This is a genomic window from Agromyces sp. C10, from assembly GCF_023217995.1.
Classification (GTDB): Bacteria; Actinomycetota; Actinomycetes; order Actinomycetales; family Microbacteriaceae; genus Agromyces; species Agromyces indicus.
This window is the reverse complement of sequence record NZ_JALPSX010000001.1, coordinates 170,157-187,937: the sequence shown is the minus strand read 5'-3', so window position 1 is coordinate 187,937 and position 17,781 is coordinate 170,157. Positions and strand designations below refer to the sequence as shown.

Annotated in this window: 18 protein-coding genes; 8 read left to right on the top strand and 10 right to left on the bottom strand. The window is 73.2% G+C overall.

Going from position 1 to position 17,781, the window contains the following annotated elements:
- Positions 1 to 84 precede the first annotated feature (84 nt).
- Complete coding sequence (locus tag M1L56_RS00970; protein WP_248597786.1) at positions 85 to 1,281, top strand: MFS transporter; 1,197 nt, start codon at positions 85 to 87, stop codon at positions 1,279 to 1,281.
- Here M1L56_RS00970 and M1L56_RS00965 read toward each other — a convergent pair.
- Positions 1,262 to 2,359, bottom strand: coding sequence for a DUF2510 domain-containing protein (locus tag M1L56_RS00965; RefSeq protein WP_248597785.1), 1,098 nt, complete (start codon positions 2,357 to 2,359; stop codon positions 1,262 to 1,264). The two genes, M1L56_RS00970 and M1L56_RS00965, sit on opposite strands and share 20 nt — an antisense overlap.
- A 201-nt stretch (positions 2,360 to 2,560) precedes the next feature.
- Between M1L56_RS00965 and M1L56_RS00960 the strand changes: the two genes are divergently transcribed.
- From M1L56_RS00960 to M1L56_RS00950, 3 genes are all read left to right on the top strand, one after another.
- On the top strand, positions 2,561 to 3,634 hold the full coding sequence (locus M1L56_RS00960) for a LacI family DNA-binding transcriptional regulator (protein ID WP_248597784.1): 1,074 nt from the start codon (positions 2,561 to 2,563) through the stop codon (positions 3,632 to 3,634).
- A gap of 120 nt (positions 3,635 to 3,754) precedes the next feature.
- Positions 3,755 to 5,290, top strand: coding sequence for an alpha-N-arabinofuranosidase (locus M1L56_RS00955; protein WP_248597783.1), 1,536 nt, complete (start codon positions 3,755 to 3,757; stop codon positions 5,288 to 5,290).
- A 39-nt stretch (positions 5,291 to 5,329) separates the two neighbouring features.
- Positions 5,330 to 6,730 (top strand): GNAT family N-acetyltransferase, encoded by a 1,401-nt coding sequence (locus M1L56_RS00950; RefSeq protein WP_248597782.1) that lies wholly within the window; start codon positions 5,330 to 5,332, stop codon positions 6,728 to 6,730.
- A gap of 3 nt (positions 6,731 to 6,733) precedes the next feature.
- On the opposite strand, the gene M1L56_RS00945 is transcribed toward M1L56_RS00950, so the two are convergent.
- The 4 genes from M1L56_RS00945 to M1L56_RS00930 form a co-directional block, all read right to left on the bottom strand.
- Positions 6,734 to 7,867 carry an AI-2E family transporter gene (locus M1L56_RS00945; protein ID WP_082846987.1) on the bottom strand — a complete coding sequence of 378 codons (1,134 nt, stop codon included), beginning with the start codon at positions 7,865 to 7,867 and terminating at the stop codon, positions 6,734 to 6,736.
- 69 nt (positions 7,868 to 7,936) lie between these two features.
- Positions 7,937 to 9,070: a serine/threonine-protein kinase gene (locus M1L56_RS00940; protein ID WP_248597781.1), complete on the bottom strand. Its 1,134-nt coding sequence runs from the start codon at positions 9,068 to 9,070 to the stop codon at positions 7,937 to 7,939.
- Between the two features lie 301 nt (positions 9,071 to 9,371).
- Positions 9,372 to 9,938: a MarR family winged helix-turn-helix transcriptional regulator gene (locus tag M1L56_RS00935; RefSeq protein WP_067946452.1), complete on the bottom strand. Its 567-nt coding sequence runs from the start codon at positions 9,936 to 9,938 to the stop codon at positions 9,372 to 9,374.
- A 63-nt stretch (positions 9,939 to 10,001) separates the two neighbouring features.
- Positions 10,002 to 10,655 (bottom strand): NUDIX domain-containing protein, encoded by a 654-nt coding sequence (locus M1L56_RS00930; protein ID WP_248597780.1) that lies wholly within the window; start codon positions 10,653 to 10,655, stop codon positions 10,002 to 10,004.
- Between the two features lie 36 nt (positions 10,656 to 10,691).
- On the opposite strand from M1L56_RS00930, the gene M1L56_RS00925 reads away from it, so the two are divergent.
- Positions 10,692 to 11,501 (top strand): MBL fold metallo-hydrolase, encoded by an 810-nt coding sequence (locus M1L56_RS00925; RefSeq protein ID WP_248597779.1) that lies wholly within the window; start codon positions 10,692 to 10,694, stop codon positions 11,499 to 11,501.
- A gap of 52 nt (positions 11,502 to 11,553) precedes the next feature.
- Here the strand turns inward: M1L56_RS00925 and M1L56_RS00920 are convergent, their stop codons facing one another.
- From M1L56_RS00920 to M1L56_RS00905, 4 genes are all read right to left on the bottom strand, one after another.
- The gene (locus M1L56_RS00920) at positions 11,554 to 12,363 is read right to left on the bottom strand and encodes a TerC family protein (RefSeq protein WP_248597778.1); all 810 of its coding nucleotides are present in this window, start codon (positions 12,361 to 12,363) and stop codon (positions 11,554 to 11,556) included.
- 28 nt (positions 12,364 to 12,391) lie between these two features.
- Positions 12,392 to 13,942, bottom strand: a complete 1,551-nt coding sequence (locus M1L56_RS00915) for a lipase maturation factor family protein (protein WP_248597777.1) — start codon at positions 13,940 to 13,942, stop codon at positions 12,392 to 12,394.
- An 80-nt stretch (positions 13,943 to 14,022) separates the two neighbouring features.
- The gene (locus M1L56_RS00910) at positions 14,023 to 14,382 is read right to left on the bottom strand and encodes a hypothetical protein (protein WP_248597776.1); all 360 of its coding nucleotides are present in this window, start codon (positions 14,380 to 14,382) and stop codon (positions 14,023 to 14,025) included.
- A gap of 130 nt (positions 14,383 to 14,512) precedes the next feature.
- Complete coding sequence (locus M1L56_RS00905; RefSeq protein WP_248597775.1) at positions 14,513 to 15,088, bottom strand: NADPH-dependent F420 reductase; 576 nt, start codon at positions 15,086 to 15,088, stop codon at positions 14,513 to 14,515.
- Between the two features lie 101 nt (positions 15,089 to 15,189).
- Between M1L56_RS00905 and M1L56_RS00900 the strand changes: the two genes are divergently transcribed.
- The 3 genes from M1L56_RS00900 to M1L56_RS00890 all read left to right on the top strand — a co-directional run bounded on the left by M1L56_RS00900 (position 15,190) and on the right by M1L56_RS00890 (position 17,042).
- Positions 15,190 to 15,711 (top strand): MarR family winged helix-turn-helix transcriptional regulator, encoded by a 522-nt coding sequence (locus M1L56_RS00900; RefSeq protein ID WP_248597774.1) that lies wholly within the window; start codon positions 15,190 to 15,192, stop codon positions 15,709 to 15,711.
- A gap of 99 nt (positions 15,712 to 15,810) precedes the next feature.
- A complete protein-coding gene (locus M1L56_RS00895; RefSeq protein ID WP_248597773.1) occupies positions 15,811 to 16,434 on the top strand; it encodes a ClpP family protease in 624 nt (207 codons plus the stop codon).
- A complete protein-coding gene (locus M1L56_RS00890) occupies positions 16,431 to 17,042 on the top strand; it encodes a ClpP family protease (protein WP_248597772.1) in 612 nt (203 codons plus the stop codon). Before M1L56_RS00895 ends, M1L56_RS00890 begins: the two co-directional genes overlap by 4 nt.
- Before the next feature lie 151 nt (positions 17,043 to 17,193).
- Here M1L56_RS00890 and M1L56_RS00885 read toward each other — a convergent pair whose 3' ends face one another.
- Positions 17,194 to 17,721 (bottom strand): helix-turn-helix domain-containing protein, encoded by a 528-nt coding sequence (locus M1L56_RS00885; RefSeq protein ID WP_248597771.1) that lies wholly within the window; start codon positions 17,719 to 17,721, stop codon positions 17,194 to 17,196.
- Positions 17,722 to 17,781: the final 60 nt, after the last annotated feature.

Genomic DNA, 17,781 nt, shown 5'->3' with positions numbered 1-17,781 from the left:
CCGTGCGGGCAACGGATGCCGCCGCATCCGCTCGACCACGGAGGAACCATGACCCACACCGCCGCGTCCACCGAGTGCGCCTGAGTGGGCGTCGCCACCTACCTCACCGCGGCGACCCCGCCCCGGCTCGCCGTCGGCGGGATCACCGTCGCGGTCCCCGTGCTCGCGGTCGACCAGCTCGGCGACGTCGCGCTCGGCGGACTGCTCGCCGCGGCCGCGCTCGGCCCGTCGATCGTCGCCGCGCCCGTCGCCGGCGCGATGCTCGACCGCAGCCGCCGACCCGGAGTGCTGCTGGCGGCCGCCGGGCTCGTGATCGCGACCGCCTACGCGATCGCCGCGTTCCTCGGACCCGTTCCCGCCTGGGCGGTGGCGATCGCGCTGCTCGTCGCCGGTGCGGCGACGCCCTTCGTGTTCGGCGGGCTGTCGAGCTTCGTGACCGAGCGGATCCCCGACGAGCGGCGCGCGTATGCGATCGACGCGCTCGCCTACAACCTCGGGGCCGTGGCCGGGCCCGCTGCCGTCGCGGCGGCCGCCGCGCTCGGATCGGCGCGCGTGGCGACCCTGCTCATGGCCGCGGCGGCGCTGCTCGGTGCGCTCGGCACCATCCCGCTGCGCCTGCGCCCGGTCGCGAGCGACCACGACCGCGGGTCGATGCTCGGCACGATCGCCGCCGGCTTCCGGCACATCGCCACGCACCGCCCGCTCGCGATCATCACCGCGAGCGGCACGCTCAGCCAGTTCGGCTCGGGCGGGCTCGCCATCGCCGCGGTCGCGCTGGCGGTCGCGCGCACGGGCGATGCCGCGGAGGGCGCGATCATCGTCACCGCCTTCGCCGTCGGCGGCCTCCTCGGGGCGCTCTGGAACTCCGCGCGGCCGAGCCGCATGCGGCCGGAGGTCGAGATGGGCCTCGGCTTCGCGGCGACCGGCGCGTTCACCGTCATCGCCGCGGCCGACCTCGGCCCGTGGTGGGCGGTGTTCGCGATCGGGGTCTCCGGCGTGTTCACGGCCGGCAGCGCCGCGGCGATGCTGCTCATCCGCAAGCAGCAGAGCCCGCCCGCACTCCGGTCGCAGGTGTTCACCGTCGGCGCGGGCCTGCGCGCGGCCGCCGCCGCCGCGGGCGCCGCGGTCGCGGGCCTCGCCGCGGGCGCGGGCGCCGAGGTGCTCATCGTCGCGATCGGCGTGGTGTGGATCGCCTCGGGCGCGATGCTGCTCGCCTACCCGAAGGGCGCACCGGCGATCGACGGCTCCGCCGTATCCGGCGCTACTGCGCCACGTTCGTGAAGACCACCGACTCGTACTGGAACGACGGCGCGGTCTGCATGGTCAGCGACGCGGCATCCGCGACCGACCACGCCTCGCGCCACGTGATCGACTCGCCCGGCAGGATCGCCGTCGTCGGGGGGATGCCGACCTGGCCGCCCTCGGCGCCGACGTCGAAGATCCGGGTCGCCTCGGTGCCGCCCGACGACAGCGTCGACAGCACGACGGGCTGCACGTTCTCGGTCGAGTCGTTCGTGATCGTGAGGGTGAACACGAGGTCCTCGGCCTGGTCGGCACCGGCCGACAGGTCGGAGGGCGTGTACGACTCCGGCTCGGAGACCGTCATCGAGACGCCGTCGTCCCAGATCATCGTGTCGCCGAACGCGAGGCCGTCGACGGTGCCGGCGTCGGGTGCCTCGCCCTCGTCCTGCGTCGGGACGGGCGTGCCGAACTCCTCCTCGAGCTCGCGCTCGATCTGGTCCTGGATGACGCCGGAGTCGGCGATCTGCCCGAGCACGCCGACCGTGACGAACGCGAACACGAGCGCGCCGACGATCCCGCCGAGCACCGACACGACGAGGCCCGTGATCGCCGGCCACTTGCGGCCCTCGAGGAACAGGGCGACGAGCGAGAGCACGAAGGCGATCGGCAGCACGATCCAGGCGACGACCTGCACGAACGGGATGCAGGCGAGGATGAAGCCCACCACCGCGAGGGCGAGGGCGACGATGCCGAGGACGTTGACCTTCCGCGGCTCGGTCCCGGGCCCACCGGCGGGACCGCCCGGGGCGCCGGCGGCGCCGTACGGCGCGTACGGGTCGGCGGCGCCGGCGCCGCCGACCGCACCCGCCCCGGCGCCGACGGCGCCCGGCGCGATGGAGTACGGGGTGGTCGCGGCGTACGGGTCGGTCGAGCGCTGGGTCTCGTACGGCAGCGTCGCCGACTGGTCCGCCGCGGCGGTCGCCGCCGCGCCCGGGTCGTAGGCGCCCGCGCTCGCGAGCGGCGCGGTGTGCTCGGTCCACTGCGTGCCGTCCCAGTAGCGACGCTGTCCGCGGCCGTCGTCGTACCAGCCGGCGGGAGGGTTCGTGGCATCCGTCATGCGCGCGATCCTCCCACCGCCCGGGCGGTGCGGTGGGGCCGAAAGGCCCTCGTGCAGCGGATGCCGCGGCATCCGCTCGATCGCGTCGGCATGCCCGGCGTTCCGACGTCTTCGGATTCCCCGGGCCGAACGACCCAGCCGGACCCCCGGTCGGGCAGTAGCATCGAGGCGCCCGACCGGGCGCGACGAAGCGGAGGAACCATGGCCGGCGCAGCACACAGCACGCAGGGGGCCCCCGCGACGCTCCACGACGTGGCGCGCGAGGCCGGCGTCTCCCTCGCCACCGCCTCGCGATCGCTCAACGGCAGCACCCGCAAGGTCAACGAGGAGTACCGGCAGCGCGTGCTCACGGCGGCCGCGAAGCTCAACTACTCCCCGAACCTGTCGGCCCAGGCAGTCGCTCGCGGCACCACGACGACCGTCGCCCTGCTCGTCGCCGACATCGCCGACCCGATCTTCTCGCAGATCGCCGCGGGCGTCGTTCGCGAGGCCGACCGCGAACGGCTCATCGTGACCGTGGCGGCCACCGACCGCGACCCGGAGCGCGAGCTCGAGCTGGTGCGCACCATGCGCGGCCAGCGACCGCGCGTGCTGATCCTGGCCGCCTCGCGCCGCGAGGACGACCCGCACAACGCGGCGCTCGAGGCCGAGCTGCGCGCCTACGAGGCCAACGGCGGGCGCGTCGCGTTCGTCAGCGCGACCGACCTCGACTTCCGCACCGTCCGGGTCGACAACCGCATCGGCGCCGAGGCGCTGGCGCGCGAGCTCACCGGCCTCGGCTACCGCCGGTTCGCGGCGATCACGGGCGACGAGGGCATCCGCACGGCCGACGAGCGCCTCGCCGGCTTCCGCGCCGGGCTCGAGGCGGGCGGCGGAACGCTCGAGCGCGTGGCGCGCCACGACTTCACCCGCGACGGCGGCTACGAGGGCATGCGCCGGCTGATCGAGCAGGGGCTCGACGGCATCGAGCTCGTCTTCGCCGCGAACGACGTCATGGCGGTCGGCGCGATGTCGGCCGTGCGCGATGCGGGGCTCACCCCCGGCACGGATGTCGCGGTCGCCGGGTTCGACGACGTGCCAATCGTGCGCGAGCTGACGCCCCCGCTCACGACGGTGCGCACCCCGCTCGAGGAGGTCGGCCGCCGCGCCCTCCGCCTCGCGCTCGGCATCGCCACCGAGGAGGACGAGGCGCCCGTCCGGACGGAGGTCGTGCTGCGCGCGTCGACGCCGCGTCGCGGATCGACGCGCGACGCCGAGCAGGTGCCGACCGCCTGACGACGTCACCGGTGCCGAGCCGCGTGCCGGTGCCGGACCGCGTGTCAAGGAAGGGTCGTTGCGCGTCGATCGATGCGATCATTCGTGGACACTCGCGTTCCCGATCGCACTGAGAGAGCCATGACGCAGACCGCCCGCATCACCGTCCACCCGTCCTTCGTCGTCGGCGAGATCGACCGGCGCCTCTTCGGCTCGTTCGTCGAGCACCTCGGCCGGGCGGTGTACACCGGCGTCTTCGAGCCCGGCCACCCGACGGCCGATGCCGACGGCTTCCGCCGGGACGTCATCGACCTCACCCGTGAGCTCGGCACGAGCGTCGTGCGCTACCCGGGCGGCAACTTCGTCTCGAACTACTTCTGGGAGGACGGCATCGGCCCGGTCGACGAGCGCCCCACGCGCATCGACCTCGCGTGGCGCACCATCGAGCCGAACACGTTCGGCACCGACGAGTTCATGCGGTGGGCCCGCACGGCGGGCGTCGAGCCGATGCTGGCCGTGAACCTCGGCACGAGGGGGGCGGATGCCGCGGCGAACCTGGTCGAGTACTGCAACGTCCCGGGCGGCACGACGTGGAGCGATCGGCGTCGCGCGAACGGCGCGGAGGAGCCCTACGGCGTGAAGCTCTGGTGCCTCGGCAACGAGATGGACGGCCCGTGGCAGATCGGCCACAAGACCGCCGAGGAGTACGGCCGGCTCGCGAGCCAGGCCGCGCAGGCGATGCGCCGCGTCGATCCGACGATCGAGTTCGTGGTGTGCGGGTCCTCGGGCCGCGAGATCGCGACCTTCGGGGAGTGGGAGCGCGTCGTGCTCGAGCACACCTTCGACGACGTCGACTACGTCTCGGTGCACGCCTACTACCAGGAGCGCGACGGCGACCGCGCGTCGTTCCTCGGCTCGGCGGCGTCGTTCGAGGCGTTCCTGCGCGAGGTGATCGCGACGGCCGACGCCGTCGCCGGGCGTCGGCACTCCGACAAGCGCATCCGGCTCTCCGTGGACGAGTGGAACGTCTGGTACGTCGACGAGTTCGCCGGCGAGGAGAACCTCGACCTGCGCGAGCAGCCGCGACTCATCGAGGACGTCTACTCCGCCCTCGACGCCGTCGTCGCGGGCGACTTGCTCGCGACGCTCGTCCGCAACGCCGACCGGGTCGCCGTCGCGTGCGTCGCGCAGCTCGTCAACGTCATCGCGCCCATGCTCACCGAGCCCGGCGGCGACGCGTGGAAGCAGACCACGTTCCACCCGATCGCGCTCACCGCGGCGCACGCGCGCGGCGTCGCGCTCGACGCGCGCATCGAGGGGCCGTTGCTCGCGACCGCGAAGCACGGCGACGTGTCCGGCGTCTCCGGCACGGTCACGTGGGATGCCGGGTCCGGTTCGCTCGTGGCGCTGCTCGTGAACCGCACCGCCGAGCCCGTCGAGGCGCGGGTCGAGCACCTCGGATTCGCCGACGTGGCCCTCGCCGAGGCATCCGTGATCGTCGCCGACGACAACGTGCGCGGGGCGTCGTCGACGGATGCCGCGGCCGATCTCGCCGCTCGCGGCGCCGCCGCCGCACCGCAGCCGCTCGACGGCGTCACGACCGACGGCGACGCCTCGTCGATGGTGCTCCCCGCCGAGTCGTGGTCGCTCGTGCGCTTCACGGCTCGACTCGCCTGACGTTCCGCCTGCCCGGTCGCGGCTCGATAGTCTGGATCGATGGCGTTCGAACCCCGCTCGATCCCGATCGACCCCGATGCGAAGGCGGCCCTCGCCCACCGGGGCCTCGAGTACCGCCTCATCGATCCCGGCGACCCCGCCGCGCTCGACGCGTGGATCGACGCCGACCACCGCGGGTTCCACCACGCGCGACCGCGCGACGTGGGGCGTGAATACGACCGGGCCGTCATGTCGGAGCGGCGCGTGCACGGCGTCTACGACGCCGGCATCGCCGAGCCCGACGTGCCCGTCGCGACGGTCTCGAGCTGGCCCGCCGGGCTCAGCGTCCCGGGCGGGCGCAGCGTCGACGGCTGGGCCGTGAGCTCGGTCACCGTCTCCCCCACGCATCGGCGCCGGGGCATCGCCCGGGCGCTGATGGAGGCGGAACTCGCCACCGCCAAGCGCGCGGGCGCGGCAGTCGCGATGCTGACCGTGACCGAGGCCACGATCTACGGGCGATACGGGTACGCGCCGGCGGCGAAGTCCGCCACGGTCGAGGTGGACCGCCGCCGCGCCAGGTGGACCGGGCCCGACGCACCGGGCCGGGTGCACTTCGTCGAGCCGTCGAGCCTGCGCGAGCAGGCCGCCGCCATCTCACGACGCGCCGTCGCGCGCACCCCCGGCGAGATCGATCGCTGGCCGGGTGCACTCGACCGCATGCTCGGCCTCGTCGATCCCGAGTCCGATTCGTCGCGGTCGCTGCGCGCGCTCCGCTACGACGACCAGCACGGCCAGCCGCAGGGATTCGCGACGTTCCGCGTCACGCGCGAACCGAACGAGCCCGGGTGGGCCGAGTTCGACGTGCTCGCCGCCGCGACCGACGACGCCGAGCGCGCGCTCTGGCGCGTGCTCGTGGAGCAGGACTTCGTCGCCGGCGTGCGCGGCCTGCTGCGCTCGGTCGACGAACCGCTCGAGTGGATGCTCGAGGACCCGCGCGCCGTCACCGTGCGCGACGTCGCCGACCACCTCTGGGTGCGCATCATCGACCCGGCCGCCGCCCTCACCGCCCGCCGGTACGGTGCCGCGGGCGAGCTCGTGCTCGACGTCGACGACCCGCTCGGCTACGCCTCCGGGCGCTACACGCTCCTCGCCTCGGCCGACGGCAAGGCTGTCGTGCACGTGCCGCGCGGCGACGCCGCGACCCCGGAACCGGCGGCGCCGCAGCGCGAACGCGCCCGCGCACGCGCGGGCGGCGAATCCGGCGGACGGGCCGCGCGTGCCGCCGAGCCGCGATCGATCCGGCTCGACGTGCGCGACCTCGCGTCGATCTACCTCGGCGGCGTGCGGCCGTCGGTGCTCGCGCGGGCGGGCCGCATCACCGAGGCGTCCCGCGGGGCGATCGAACTGGCCGAGCGCATGTTCGCCTCGGCGCGCACGCCGCACCTCAGCATCTGGTTCTGACCCCTACGCGGCGTCCTGCCGCGGGAACACGACCTTCTCGACGACGATGATGAGCGAGGCGGCGACGGGGATCGCCACGAGCGCGCCCAGGACCCCGCCGAGCGTGCCGCCTGCGACCGCCGCGATGACGACGAGCGCCCCGGGCACGGAGACGGCGCGGCTCATGATGCGCGGGCTCAGCACGTACGCCTCGACCTGCATGTAGATCAGGTAGTAGATCGCCGCGGCGATGCCCGTCTCGGGCGAGGCGGTGAGGCTCACGAGCGTGATGATCACCGCACCGGTGAGGGTACCGACGAGCGGTACGAGCGAGCAGAGGAAGGCGACGAACGCGAGCAGGAACGGCGCGGGCGCGCCGATGATCGACAGGAACACGAGGCTGAGCACGCCGTTCACCGACGCGAGGCTGATCTGGCCGATGACGTACCGGCCGACTGATCCGGTGATCTCCTCGGAGACCTCGGTGAAGCCGTTTCGCGAGGACGCCGGGACGAACCGCGCGGCATAGCGCTTCATGGAGTCGAGCGAGGCCAGGAAGAACAGGGTCAGGATCAGCACGATCGTCGCGCCGGTGAGCCCGCCGAGGATCCCGGCGCCGACGGCGAGCAGGCCGCCCGTGAGGTTGGCGATGTTGCCCGGGTCGCCGAGCCAGGCGCCCACCGAGGCGATGCCGTCCTCGATCCACGACGAGCCGCCGGCGAGGCCGCCGATCCAGGCGACGAGGTCGCTGTCCCGGACGTCCTCGACGATCTGGTCCCAGTTCTGGACGATCTCGGTGACCTGGGCGACCACGAGCGGCACCGCGGTGGCGATGATCGCGACGAAGGCGCCGATCACCACGACGACCACGAGGAGGATCGACAGCCACCGCGGCATCCCGCGGCGCTGCAGCCAGCTGACCATCGGGTCGAGGCCGAGCGCGAGGAACAGGGCGAGCGCGATGTAGAGGATGACGGTGCTGAGCTGGGTGATGATCCCGCCGAGGAACAGCGCGAGCAGCACGCCGAGCGCCCCGACGAATCCCATCCGGAAGGCCCGCACGCGGACCTCGGGCGTGCCGGGGGGCGCCTCGGCGGTGAGCTCGGCGTGCACGGGCGCCTCGGGCTGCCGGACCACTCCGGCGACACGTCTCCACATGCCAGTGAACCTACGCGCGCGCGGAGGGCCGCGCCGATCGGCACGCCGCCGACGCGCGCGACGACCCGATCAGCCGAACGCTCCGGACGCGGCGGCGAGCCCGACGGCGATCGCCACGACCATGCCCGTGACGCCGACGGCGAGGCCGCCCACGGCGAGCAGCAGACGCTTGCGCGAGGTCTGCTCGGCCTCGTCGCCCATGCGCACCCACGAGGGCGCGCGTCCCTTGCGCATGGCGCTCTCGGCGAGCATGATGCGGATGATGTCGCGCATCGTGCTCGCGACGTCGTGGGCGGTCGGGCGGACCGCGGGGTCATCGGCCGTCATCGCGGCGAGCAGCGCCCGCCACTCGGGCGTGAGGTCCTCGGGGATCTCGGGCGACCGGTGGAGGCGCGCCAGCGCGGCCTCGATGGGCGTGCCCAGGTACTCCCGCTCGCCCTTCAGCGATTCGAGCAGCACCAGGCCGAGCGAGTAGATGTCGGTCGCGGGCGTGACCTCTTCGCCGCGCGCCTGCTCGGGCGAGATGTAGGCGGCGGTGCCCATGATCGTGCCGTGGCCGGTGAGCCGGGTGCCGTCGACGAACTGCGCGACGCCGAAGTCGGCGAGCCGGGTGAGCAGCGTGTACCCGAAGGTCGGCACCTCGCTCACGAGGATGTTCTCGGGCTTGATGTCACGGTGGATGACGCCCTGCCCGTGCACGTAGCTCAGCACGTCGGCGACCTGCGCGCCGATGTCGGCGACCTGGCGGGGCTTCAGCGGACCGTCGGCGAGCTGGTGCGCGAGCGACAGGCCCTCGATGAGCTCCATGACGATGTACCGACGCTCGACGCCCGCGTGGATCAGCGTGCCCGCGTCGTACACCGGCACGAGCCCGACGTGCGTGAGTCCGCTGAGGAGGTGGATCTCCCGCTCGCGGCGCTGCCGGTCGGCGACCGTCTCGTCGCTCTCGCGGAACAGCTTGATGGCGACGTGCCGTCCGAGCTCGTTGTCGCGGGCGCGGTAGACGTCGGCCATGCCGCCGGACCCGATGTGCTCGAGGAACTCGTACCGCGGGGTGGAGTGGTCCTCGGCGCCGTAGGGCGGGGCCTGCGCCGCGTACTCCTCGGCGGCCGTGGGGATCGGCGTCTGCGTGGGCGCCGGCACGTACGGCATCGCGCGGGGATCCGTGCGGCGGGAGGGGTCCGTCTGGAGCGACGGATCCATCCGGGATCCGTGCCCGCCGCGGAGGGTGGGATCGGTTCGGACACCGACGCCGTCGATTCCTCGCGGCCCGGCGTGGCGCGGCTGACCAGGGGGTGACGCCTCGCTCATTGCGGCCTCTTCTCTTCGGCCTGCTGGGGACCGATTCCACGCCGGCGATGGTCTCGAGGCGTGTACCTAGTTTATCTAACTAGTTTTATTGTGGAACGACACTTCACTAGATTCTTCCGAATTCGGATACACGGGGCAAACCTGTCCCACCGGGCTTGACTCCCGAGCACCGGTGTGCCTCGGCGAAGTGCCGTCAGGAGGCGGAGCGGGCGCTCTCGATGGGCGAGACGGTGGCGCCGGACTCGGGCTCGCGGGGCACCTCGACGGTGGCCTGCTCGCTCACGCTGTCGACGGCGTCGCGCATGCGCTCGAGGAAGTAGAGCACCGTGCCGGCCTGCTCGGCCTCGAGCCCTTCGGCCACCTCGATCATGCGGCGGTGCATCTCGCCGAGCGTCGCGCGGACCTCGTCGTCGCTCGCGATGGTGGGCGCGATGACCAGCGCACGCCGGTCGGTGGGATGGGGCCGTCGCTCGACGTGCCCCGAGCGGACGAGCCGGTCGATGAGGACGGTCGTCGAGGCCGAGGAGATGCCGAGGTGCGCGGCCAGGTCCTTGGGGCTCACGGTACGGCCCTCCCCCTCGCGCTTGAGGAGGAAGCGGATGGCGAGCAGGTCGGTCTCGCCCATCCGCATCGCGGATCGGGTCCGGCGGCGCATGGCGGCCTCGGCGGCGCGGTAGTCGCGCAGCGCGTTCAGGACGGCCACCCCCCGGCGCGTCCGATCGTCGGAATACCAGTACCCCGAAGATCGCTCGTCAGCCATTCTTCAAGCCTACACGAACTCGATACTAGACAGTCTAGGGATCACACCGGCGGCCCGGCGTGCTCAGAACGAGCGCTCGTACTCCCACGGCAGCCCGCGCATGACCAGGCGGTGCCGGGGGCCGTCATCCCCCGCCGCCTCGTCCGCGAACGCGGCGTCCTCGCGCCAGTAGAGCACCCGGCGGTCCTCGCCGAACCGGCCGACGTACACCTGCTCACCGCCCTCGCGCAGCCCCGCGAGCACCGAGTCGACGGATGCCGCACCGCGGAGCCCGTGCAGCGTGACCCACGTCGGCGGGTACAGCGTCATCGTGCCCGCGGCGTGCCGGTCGAGCGCCGCCTCGGGCCGCAGCCACGCGGCGGCCACGAGCTCGTCGGCGGCGAGCACGTGCTCGCCCTCCGGGGCGCGCGCGGCGAAGAAGCGGGTCCGCAGCCGCTTGGGCACGCCCTCCGGCGGGCTCCACAGCGCGAACCCCACGAGTTCGTCGTGGTCGAGGCGGAGCCCGACCTCCTCGAGGGTCTCGCGGACGGCGGCGCGCCGTGCGGCGGGCTCGGAGTCGATCGGGTCGCCCGCGGCATCCGCTTCGTCGACCGCCCCGCCGGGGAACACCCACGCGCCCGCGAACGAGCCGCGATCGCTCGGCCGCTCGGCCAGCAGCACCTCGACGCCCTCGACGCCGTCACGGAGCAGCACGACGGTGGCGGCGGAGGCATCCATGCCGGCCAGCCTAACCCCGCGGGTACACTGCCGAGCGTGCCCGACACCGCCGACGCCACGCAGCCCGCCGACGCCCGACCGCCCGTCGAGGCGACGCTCGTCCGGGCGCCCAACCCGGGCCCGATGACGCTCGACGGCACCAACTCGTGGATGCTCCGGGGCCCGCACGCGCGCGGGGCCGTCGTGGTCGACCCGGGGCCGACGGATGCCGCGCACCTGGAGCGCCTCGCCGAGGGCGGGGTCGAGCTCGTGCTCATCACCCACCGCCACCCGGACCACACCGAGGCGGTCGACGCGTTCGCCGAACTCACCGGCGCGCCCGTCCGGGCGATGTCCGACGAGTGGTGCCGCGGCGCCGAACCGCTCGTCGACGGCGAGCGCCTCACGGCCGGCGGCGTCGACCTCGAGGTGCTCGCGACGCCCGGCCACACGGCCGACTCCGCGTGCTTCGCGCTGCGCCGCGGCGACGCACCCGAGCCGGTCGCGGTCCTCACCGGCGACACCGTCCTCGGCCGTGGCACGACGATCATCGCCCACCCCGACGGAGCGCTCGGCCCCTACCTCGACGCCCTCCGGCGGCTCCGCGCGATCGGCGCGGCCGGCGGCCCCGTCACGGTCCTCCCCGGGCACGGCCCGGTCCTCCCCGACCTCGCCGCGATCTGCGACGCGTACCTCGCCCACCGCGCCGAGCGACTCGACCAGGTCCGCGACGCCCTCGCCCGCCTGGGCGCCGAGGCGTCCGCCGAGGCCGTCACCGACCTCGTGTACGGCGACGTCGACGCGGGCGTGCGCTTCGCCGCCGAGGCATCCGTTCGCGCGCAGCTGGCGTACCTGCGCGACGAATGAGCGAGGGGCGGATGCCACGCGGCATCCGCCCCTCGGGAACTGCTCGGCCCGATCAGCGATCGACCGGCTGGACCTCCTTGACGGTGCCGGTGTCGTCGACGTACTGCTGGTGCAGGTGCACGGGCTCCGTCGGCTTCACCGCGGCCCGCTTGCGCTTGCGCGCGGCCGCGGCGAGGTTCAGCACCTCGACGAAGATCGCGAACGCCATCGGCATGTAGATGAGCGCCTTGTCGATCTTGAAGCCGAAGCCGTCGGCGATCAGGAACACGCCGATGAGCAGCAGGAACGACAGCGCCAGCATCTTCACCGTCGGGTGCTTGTTGACGAACGAGAAGATGTAGCGCGCCGCGAAGAGCATGATGCCGAACGACAGCACCACCACGGTGATGATCACGATCATGTTCTCGGTCATGCCCACCGCGGTGATGACCGAGTCGAGCGAGAAGACGATGTCGAGCACGAGGATCTGCGCGATGACGGCGCCGAAGGTCGCGGTGCCCGCGCCGGTCGTGTGCTCCTCGTCGCCCTCGAGCTTGTGGTGGATCTCGGAGACGGCCTTGTAGACGAGGAAGAGCCCGCCGGCGATGAGGATCACGTCGCGGCCGGAGAAGCCCATGCCGAAGAGGGTGAACAACTCCTCCTTCAGCGAGATGACCCAGCCGGCGGCGAACACCAGGCCGACCCGCATGAGCATCGCCAGGGTGAGGCCGAGGTTGCGGGCCTTCGCCTGCTGCTCGACGGGCAGCTTGGCGGCGAGGATCGAGATGAAGATGACGTTGTCGACGCCGAGCACGACCTCGAGCACGAACAGGGTGAGGAACACGGCCAGCAGATCCGGCGTGAACTCGAGTGAGAAGTCCATGGCGGACATTCTCACCCACGCGGGCCCCTCAGCGCGTATCGACCTCGCCCAGCGTGATCGGCGGGATCGCGGTGCCGAGCGGATGCCGCATCCACACGTGTCCCGTGCGCCGGTGCTCCTCGCGGGTGGCGAACGTGAACAGCTCCGTGCGCGCCCGCACCGCGCGGGGCCGCTCGCCGTCGAACGGGTCGTGGGCGAGCAGCCGCAACGTCGCGGCATCCGCTTCGAGGAGCTTCTCGAGGAACCGGAGGAACCACACCTCGTGGAGGCGCCCGAGCGGCAGGAACCACATCAGCCAGTCGAGCCGCAGGTGGTACGGCGCGAACTGCCGCGGAACGCGCGCCGGGTCGCCGGGCTTGCCCTTGAAGCCGTACTCGCGCCACCGCGCATCGCGGTCGCGCGGGTCGTCGACGGTGCCCTCGACGATGATCTCCACGCGCTCCTTCGTGACCGTGCCGAAGGCGCCGTAGGCGTTGACGAGCATGAACCGGTCGAAGCTCGCGTTCATCAGCTGCCGCTTCGAGAACAGGTTCATGAGCGGATGCCGGCTGAGCCAGACGATCAGGACGGCGACCGCCAGCACGATCGCGATCCACCACGGCGGGCTCGTGGCATCCGCCGGCGTCTGGATCGCGTCGAGCGGCAGCCACGGCAGCAGCCACTGCACGGCCTCGTCGCCCACCGCGCCGAACGCGAGGACGATGGTGATCCAGTTGAGCCAGGCGAAGTTGCCCGTGATCACGAGCCAGAGCTGCGTCGCGATGATGATCGCCGCGGCGATCGTGCGGATCGGCTGCGGCGCGAACAGCAGGAACGGCACGACGAGCTGGGCGGCGTGGTTGCCGAGCACCTCGAGCCGGTGGAACCACGCCGGCAGCAGGTGGGCCCGGCGGCTCAGCGGTCCGGGCATGGGCTGGGTCTCGTGGTGGTACATGAGCGCGGTGAGGTCGCGCCATTCGCGACCGCCGCGGATCTTGATCATCCCGGCGCCGAACTCGAGGCGGAACACGAGCCACCACACGAGCACGATCGTCGGCAGCGGCGGGGGCACCTCGCGCGACCCGAGGAACGCCACGAGGAACCCGGCCTCGCAGAGCAGCATCTCCCAGCCGAAGCCGTAGAACGTCTGCCCGACGCTCACGATCGACAGGTACAGCGCCCACAGCGCGAGGAAGGCGAGCATCGGCACCCACGGCGGGCCGAGCTGGGGCAGGCCGACGACGACGGATGCCGCGAGGCCCATGCCCACCGCGCAGACGGCGACGAGCCTCGCATCGCGGTACCCCCAGCGACGGAAGATCGTCGGACCGAGGTAGCCGAGTCGCCGGGTGCGCCGGAGCAACCCCACCGGGCGCCCGGCGCGTTCCTCGCGGTCGCGGGCGCGCTGCTCCGCGCCGCGCACCGCCTCGAGGAGCTCGGGCACGGGAAGCAGGCCGCGCTCGCCGAGGAGCGGGCGGAACTGGTTCAGCGTCGACAGGAATGCGACGAGGAAGAGCGCCGCGATGCCGCGCTGGAGGACCTCGCGCGCCAGGTCGGCGTCGCGCGCGTCGAACCACGAGAACCAGTCGCCCCAGTCCACGGCGTCACGCTATCCCCGGACCGGCGCGGGGCGCGGGCCGTTCGGCCCGCACCCCGCACGTCCTCCGGAGACCGGTCGGCTCAGGCCGGCGGGTTCTCGGGATCGAGGGTCTCGATCGTCTCCTGCTCGACGGCGTTGTCGGCCTCGAGGTCGTTCGCGTCGGTACCGCGGTCGCTCGGCTTCGGCTCGGGGCCGGTGTCGCCGACGCCGCCCGCGGCGGTCTGCTCGGCGTCGCGCGCCTCGCGGTCGGCCGTGTCCGAGTCGAGCATCGCGTCACCGTGCCCGCCGCCGCTCGTCCCGCCGATGGTGCCGCCCGTGTCGCTCATGCGTCCTCCGCTGATGGTGTTGATCGCGCCGGTGAGATCCGGCGTCTTCTCGTTGAGGTCGCCCGCGGGGCCGAGCCGATCCCGGCTCTCCCACGGGTTGAGGGGATCGCTCATCCCACTGCACCTCCTGTGGTTGTACGGGTTCCACGCTCCTCGCGCGGCCGCGGCGCGTCAACGGGTTGACACCCCGACACGCCGACGCGCCCCGGACCTGGCGGCTCGGGGCGCGTCGCGCGGCGGCGGGTCAGGCGACGAGCGCCACGCCCGCGTTCCAGCCGACCTTCTCCTGCACCGCGAGGGTGAGCTGCAGGAACCCGACCGACTCGAGCTCGCGCGCACGGGCGAGCGAACCGGCGTCGACGGCGTTCAGCCCGCCGGCGCGCACGACCTCGAGGAGTGCCTGCTTGGCGAGGTCGTCGTCGCCCGCGACGAGCACGGTGGTCGGCTGCGCGCCGCCCACGGTCTTCGCAGCGAGGGTCGCGGCGAAGTTGGTGTTGAAGGCCTTGAGGACGCGCGAGTCGGGCAGTGCGGCGGCGAGCTCGGCGGCGGCCGACGAGTCGGCGGGCACGACGAGCGAGTCGAAGGTCGCGAAGTCCAGCGGGTTGGTGATGTCGACGACGACCTTGCCCGCGAGCTGCTCGCGGCGCGCCTCGACGATCGCAGCGACCGAGGGGTAGGGCACGGCGAGGATCACGATGTCGCCGGTGACCTGCTCAACTGCGTCGCGGCCGACGTACTCGACGGTGTTGCCGCCCGCCGCCACGATGCCGCCGATGGCGGTGCCCATGTTGCCGTTTCCGATGATGCTGACCGTCGTCATGAGGTTCCTCTCCGCGCCGGATGACGCGATTACTTGTATCGACAACCAACACCGTAGCGTCGATCAGTTGTCGCGTCAACCAAGTGTGCGAGAATGAGGGCATGACGGAGGACACACGCTGGCTCAGCACCGAGGAATCGGCCGCCTGGGTTCGCCTCGTCGCGCTCACCGAACTGCTGCCCGGCGCCCTCGACGCCCAGCTGCTCCGCGACGCGCAGATCACCCACTTCGAGTACGTCGCGCTGATGGCGCTCGCCGCCGCCCCCGACCGCACCATGCGCATGACCGCGCTCGCCGCGCGCACCAACGCCACCCTCCCCCGCCTCTCCCACGTCGCGCGCCGCCTCGAGGACCGCGGGCTCGTCCGCCGCTTCCCCTGCCCCGAGGACCGCCGCGCGACCAACGCGACCATCACCGACGCCGGCATGCGGCTCATCGACGACGCCGCGCCCGGCCACGTCGAGACCGTCCGCCGCAACGTGCTCGATGCGCTCACGCCCGAGCAGCTCCAGCAGCTCTATGACATCGCCGGCGCCGTCCTCACGCTCCTCGATCCCGACGAGCGGCTCACCGCGACCGCCTGCCAGTTCAGCGAGGGCCCCGCGATCGCGCGCGCCGGCTGACCCACGGCCGGCACCCCCGCCCGGTGCCTCCGCCGAGGGCAGATCTGCCCGCGGCAGCATCCGCCCCGCGGCATCCGCTCGAGGCGCAGGCTGGACCGCATGAGCGATCGAGAGACCCCACCCGTCCAGCCCATCGACGCCGAACTCACCCGGCGGCTCTTCCACGAGCGCATCATCGTGCTCGGCGACGAACTCGACCAGGCCGGCGGCAACCGCATCTGCGCCCAGCTCGTCGCGCTCGCCGCCGACGACGCGCGCCGCGACATCCGCTTCTGGATCAACTCGCCCGGCGGCTCGGTGCCGGCGATGCTCGCGATCCACGACGTGATGCGCGCCATCCCGAACGACGTCGCGACCATCGCCGTCGGCATGGCCGCGAGCGCCGGGCAGTTCCTCCTCACGGCCGGCACCCCCGGCAAGCGCGCCGCCCTGCCGCACTCGCGGATCCTGCTCCACCAGGGATCCGCGGGCATCGGCGGCACGGCGGTGGACATCGAGCTGCAGGCCGACGACCTGCGCCACACGCGCGACACCGTCCTCGGGCTCATCGCGCGCTACACCGGCCAGGCCGTCGAGCGGATCGCGCAGGACTCGCTGCGCGACCGGTGGTACACCGCCGAGCAGGCCGTCGAGTACGGGTTCATCGACCACGTCACCGAGCGGTTCGACGAGCTCTTCCCGCTCGAACCGCGCGCCGTCGCCGGACTGGGGGTGCCCGCATGACCAGCTACACGATCCCGTACGTCGTCGAGAAGCGCGGTGGCGTCGAGCGGTCGCTCGACGTGTACAGCCGCCTGCTCTCCGAGCGCATCGTCTACCTCGGCACCGAGATCGACGACGGCGTCGCGAACGTGCTCATCGCGCAGTTCCTCCACCTCGCGTCCGACTCGAGCGAAGCGCCGATCAGCCTCTACGTGAACTCCCCCGGCGGGTCGCCGAGCGCCGCGCTCGCGGTCTACGACACGATGCAGCACATCCGACCGGAGGTCGCGACCACCTGCGTCGGCCGCGCCGGCGGGCCCGCCGCCGTGCTCCTCGCGGGCGGTACCCGCGGTCGACGCTCGATGCTGCCGCACAGCACCGTGACGCTGCACCAGCCGTCCACGCAGGGACGCGGGGCCGTGCCCGACCTGATCCTGCACGCCGACGAGGTGCTGCGCGTGCGCGGCGAGCTCGAGGCGGCGCTGGCCGCCGACACCGGCCGCTCGGTCGAGGCGATCCGCACCGACACCGACCGCGACCTGATCCTGCCCGCGCACGCCGCGGTCGACTACGGCCTCGCCGACCAGGTGCTCGCCGCCCAGGCCGTCGCCGCCCTCGCCCCCCGCTGACCTCGCCCCGCCCCGCCCTCCCCGCCCGCCCCGCCCGGGCCGCGAGATGACGCGAACGGTCGCTCGACCGACTCGCACGGACGATTCGCGTCATCTCGCGGGCCGGCGGGCGGCGGGCGGGTGGGCGGGGCGGGTCGGCGACCCGGCGGGGTCAGGCGGCGAGGAGGAAGACGTCGGCGACGCCGGCCGACAGCGTCGGCGCGGGGAGATGGATGTCCTGCGCGGGTCCGGGGAGCGGCGCGGGGGTGAGCACGACGTGGGCGGGCGCGGGGGCGAGCACGTCGTGGGCTGGCGCGGGGGCGTGGATGTCGCGGGCGGGTCCGGGGACCGGCGCGCGCACCGGCGCCGGGACCGGAGCGGACACCGGCGCGGACGAACCCGTGTCGGCCCGTGCGGGCGTGCGACTGCCGAGGCGCCCCGCGACCCGGCCGACGACGTCGGCGAGCTCAAGCCCGAGCGCGTCGGCGACGGCGCCGAGCACCTCGGACGAGGCCTCCTTGCGGCCGCGTTCGACCTCCGACAGGTACTGCGGCGACACGCCCGCGGTCGCCGCGACCTCGGTGAGGATCCGGTCCTGATCCAGGCGTTCACGGCGGAGCACCTCGCCGAGCGCGTGCCGCCACAGCGGCCGCGCGGCGCGCGACGGTTCGGCCTGCGGGAACTCGATCAGCCTGCCCATGTGCCGAGGCTACGCACGCCCCGGCTCCGGCGACAGGTCGATCCGCTCACAGCAGAACGC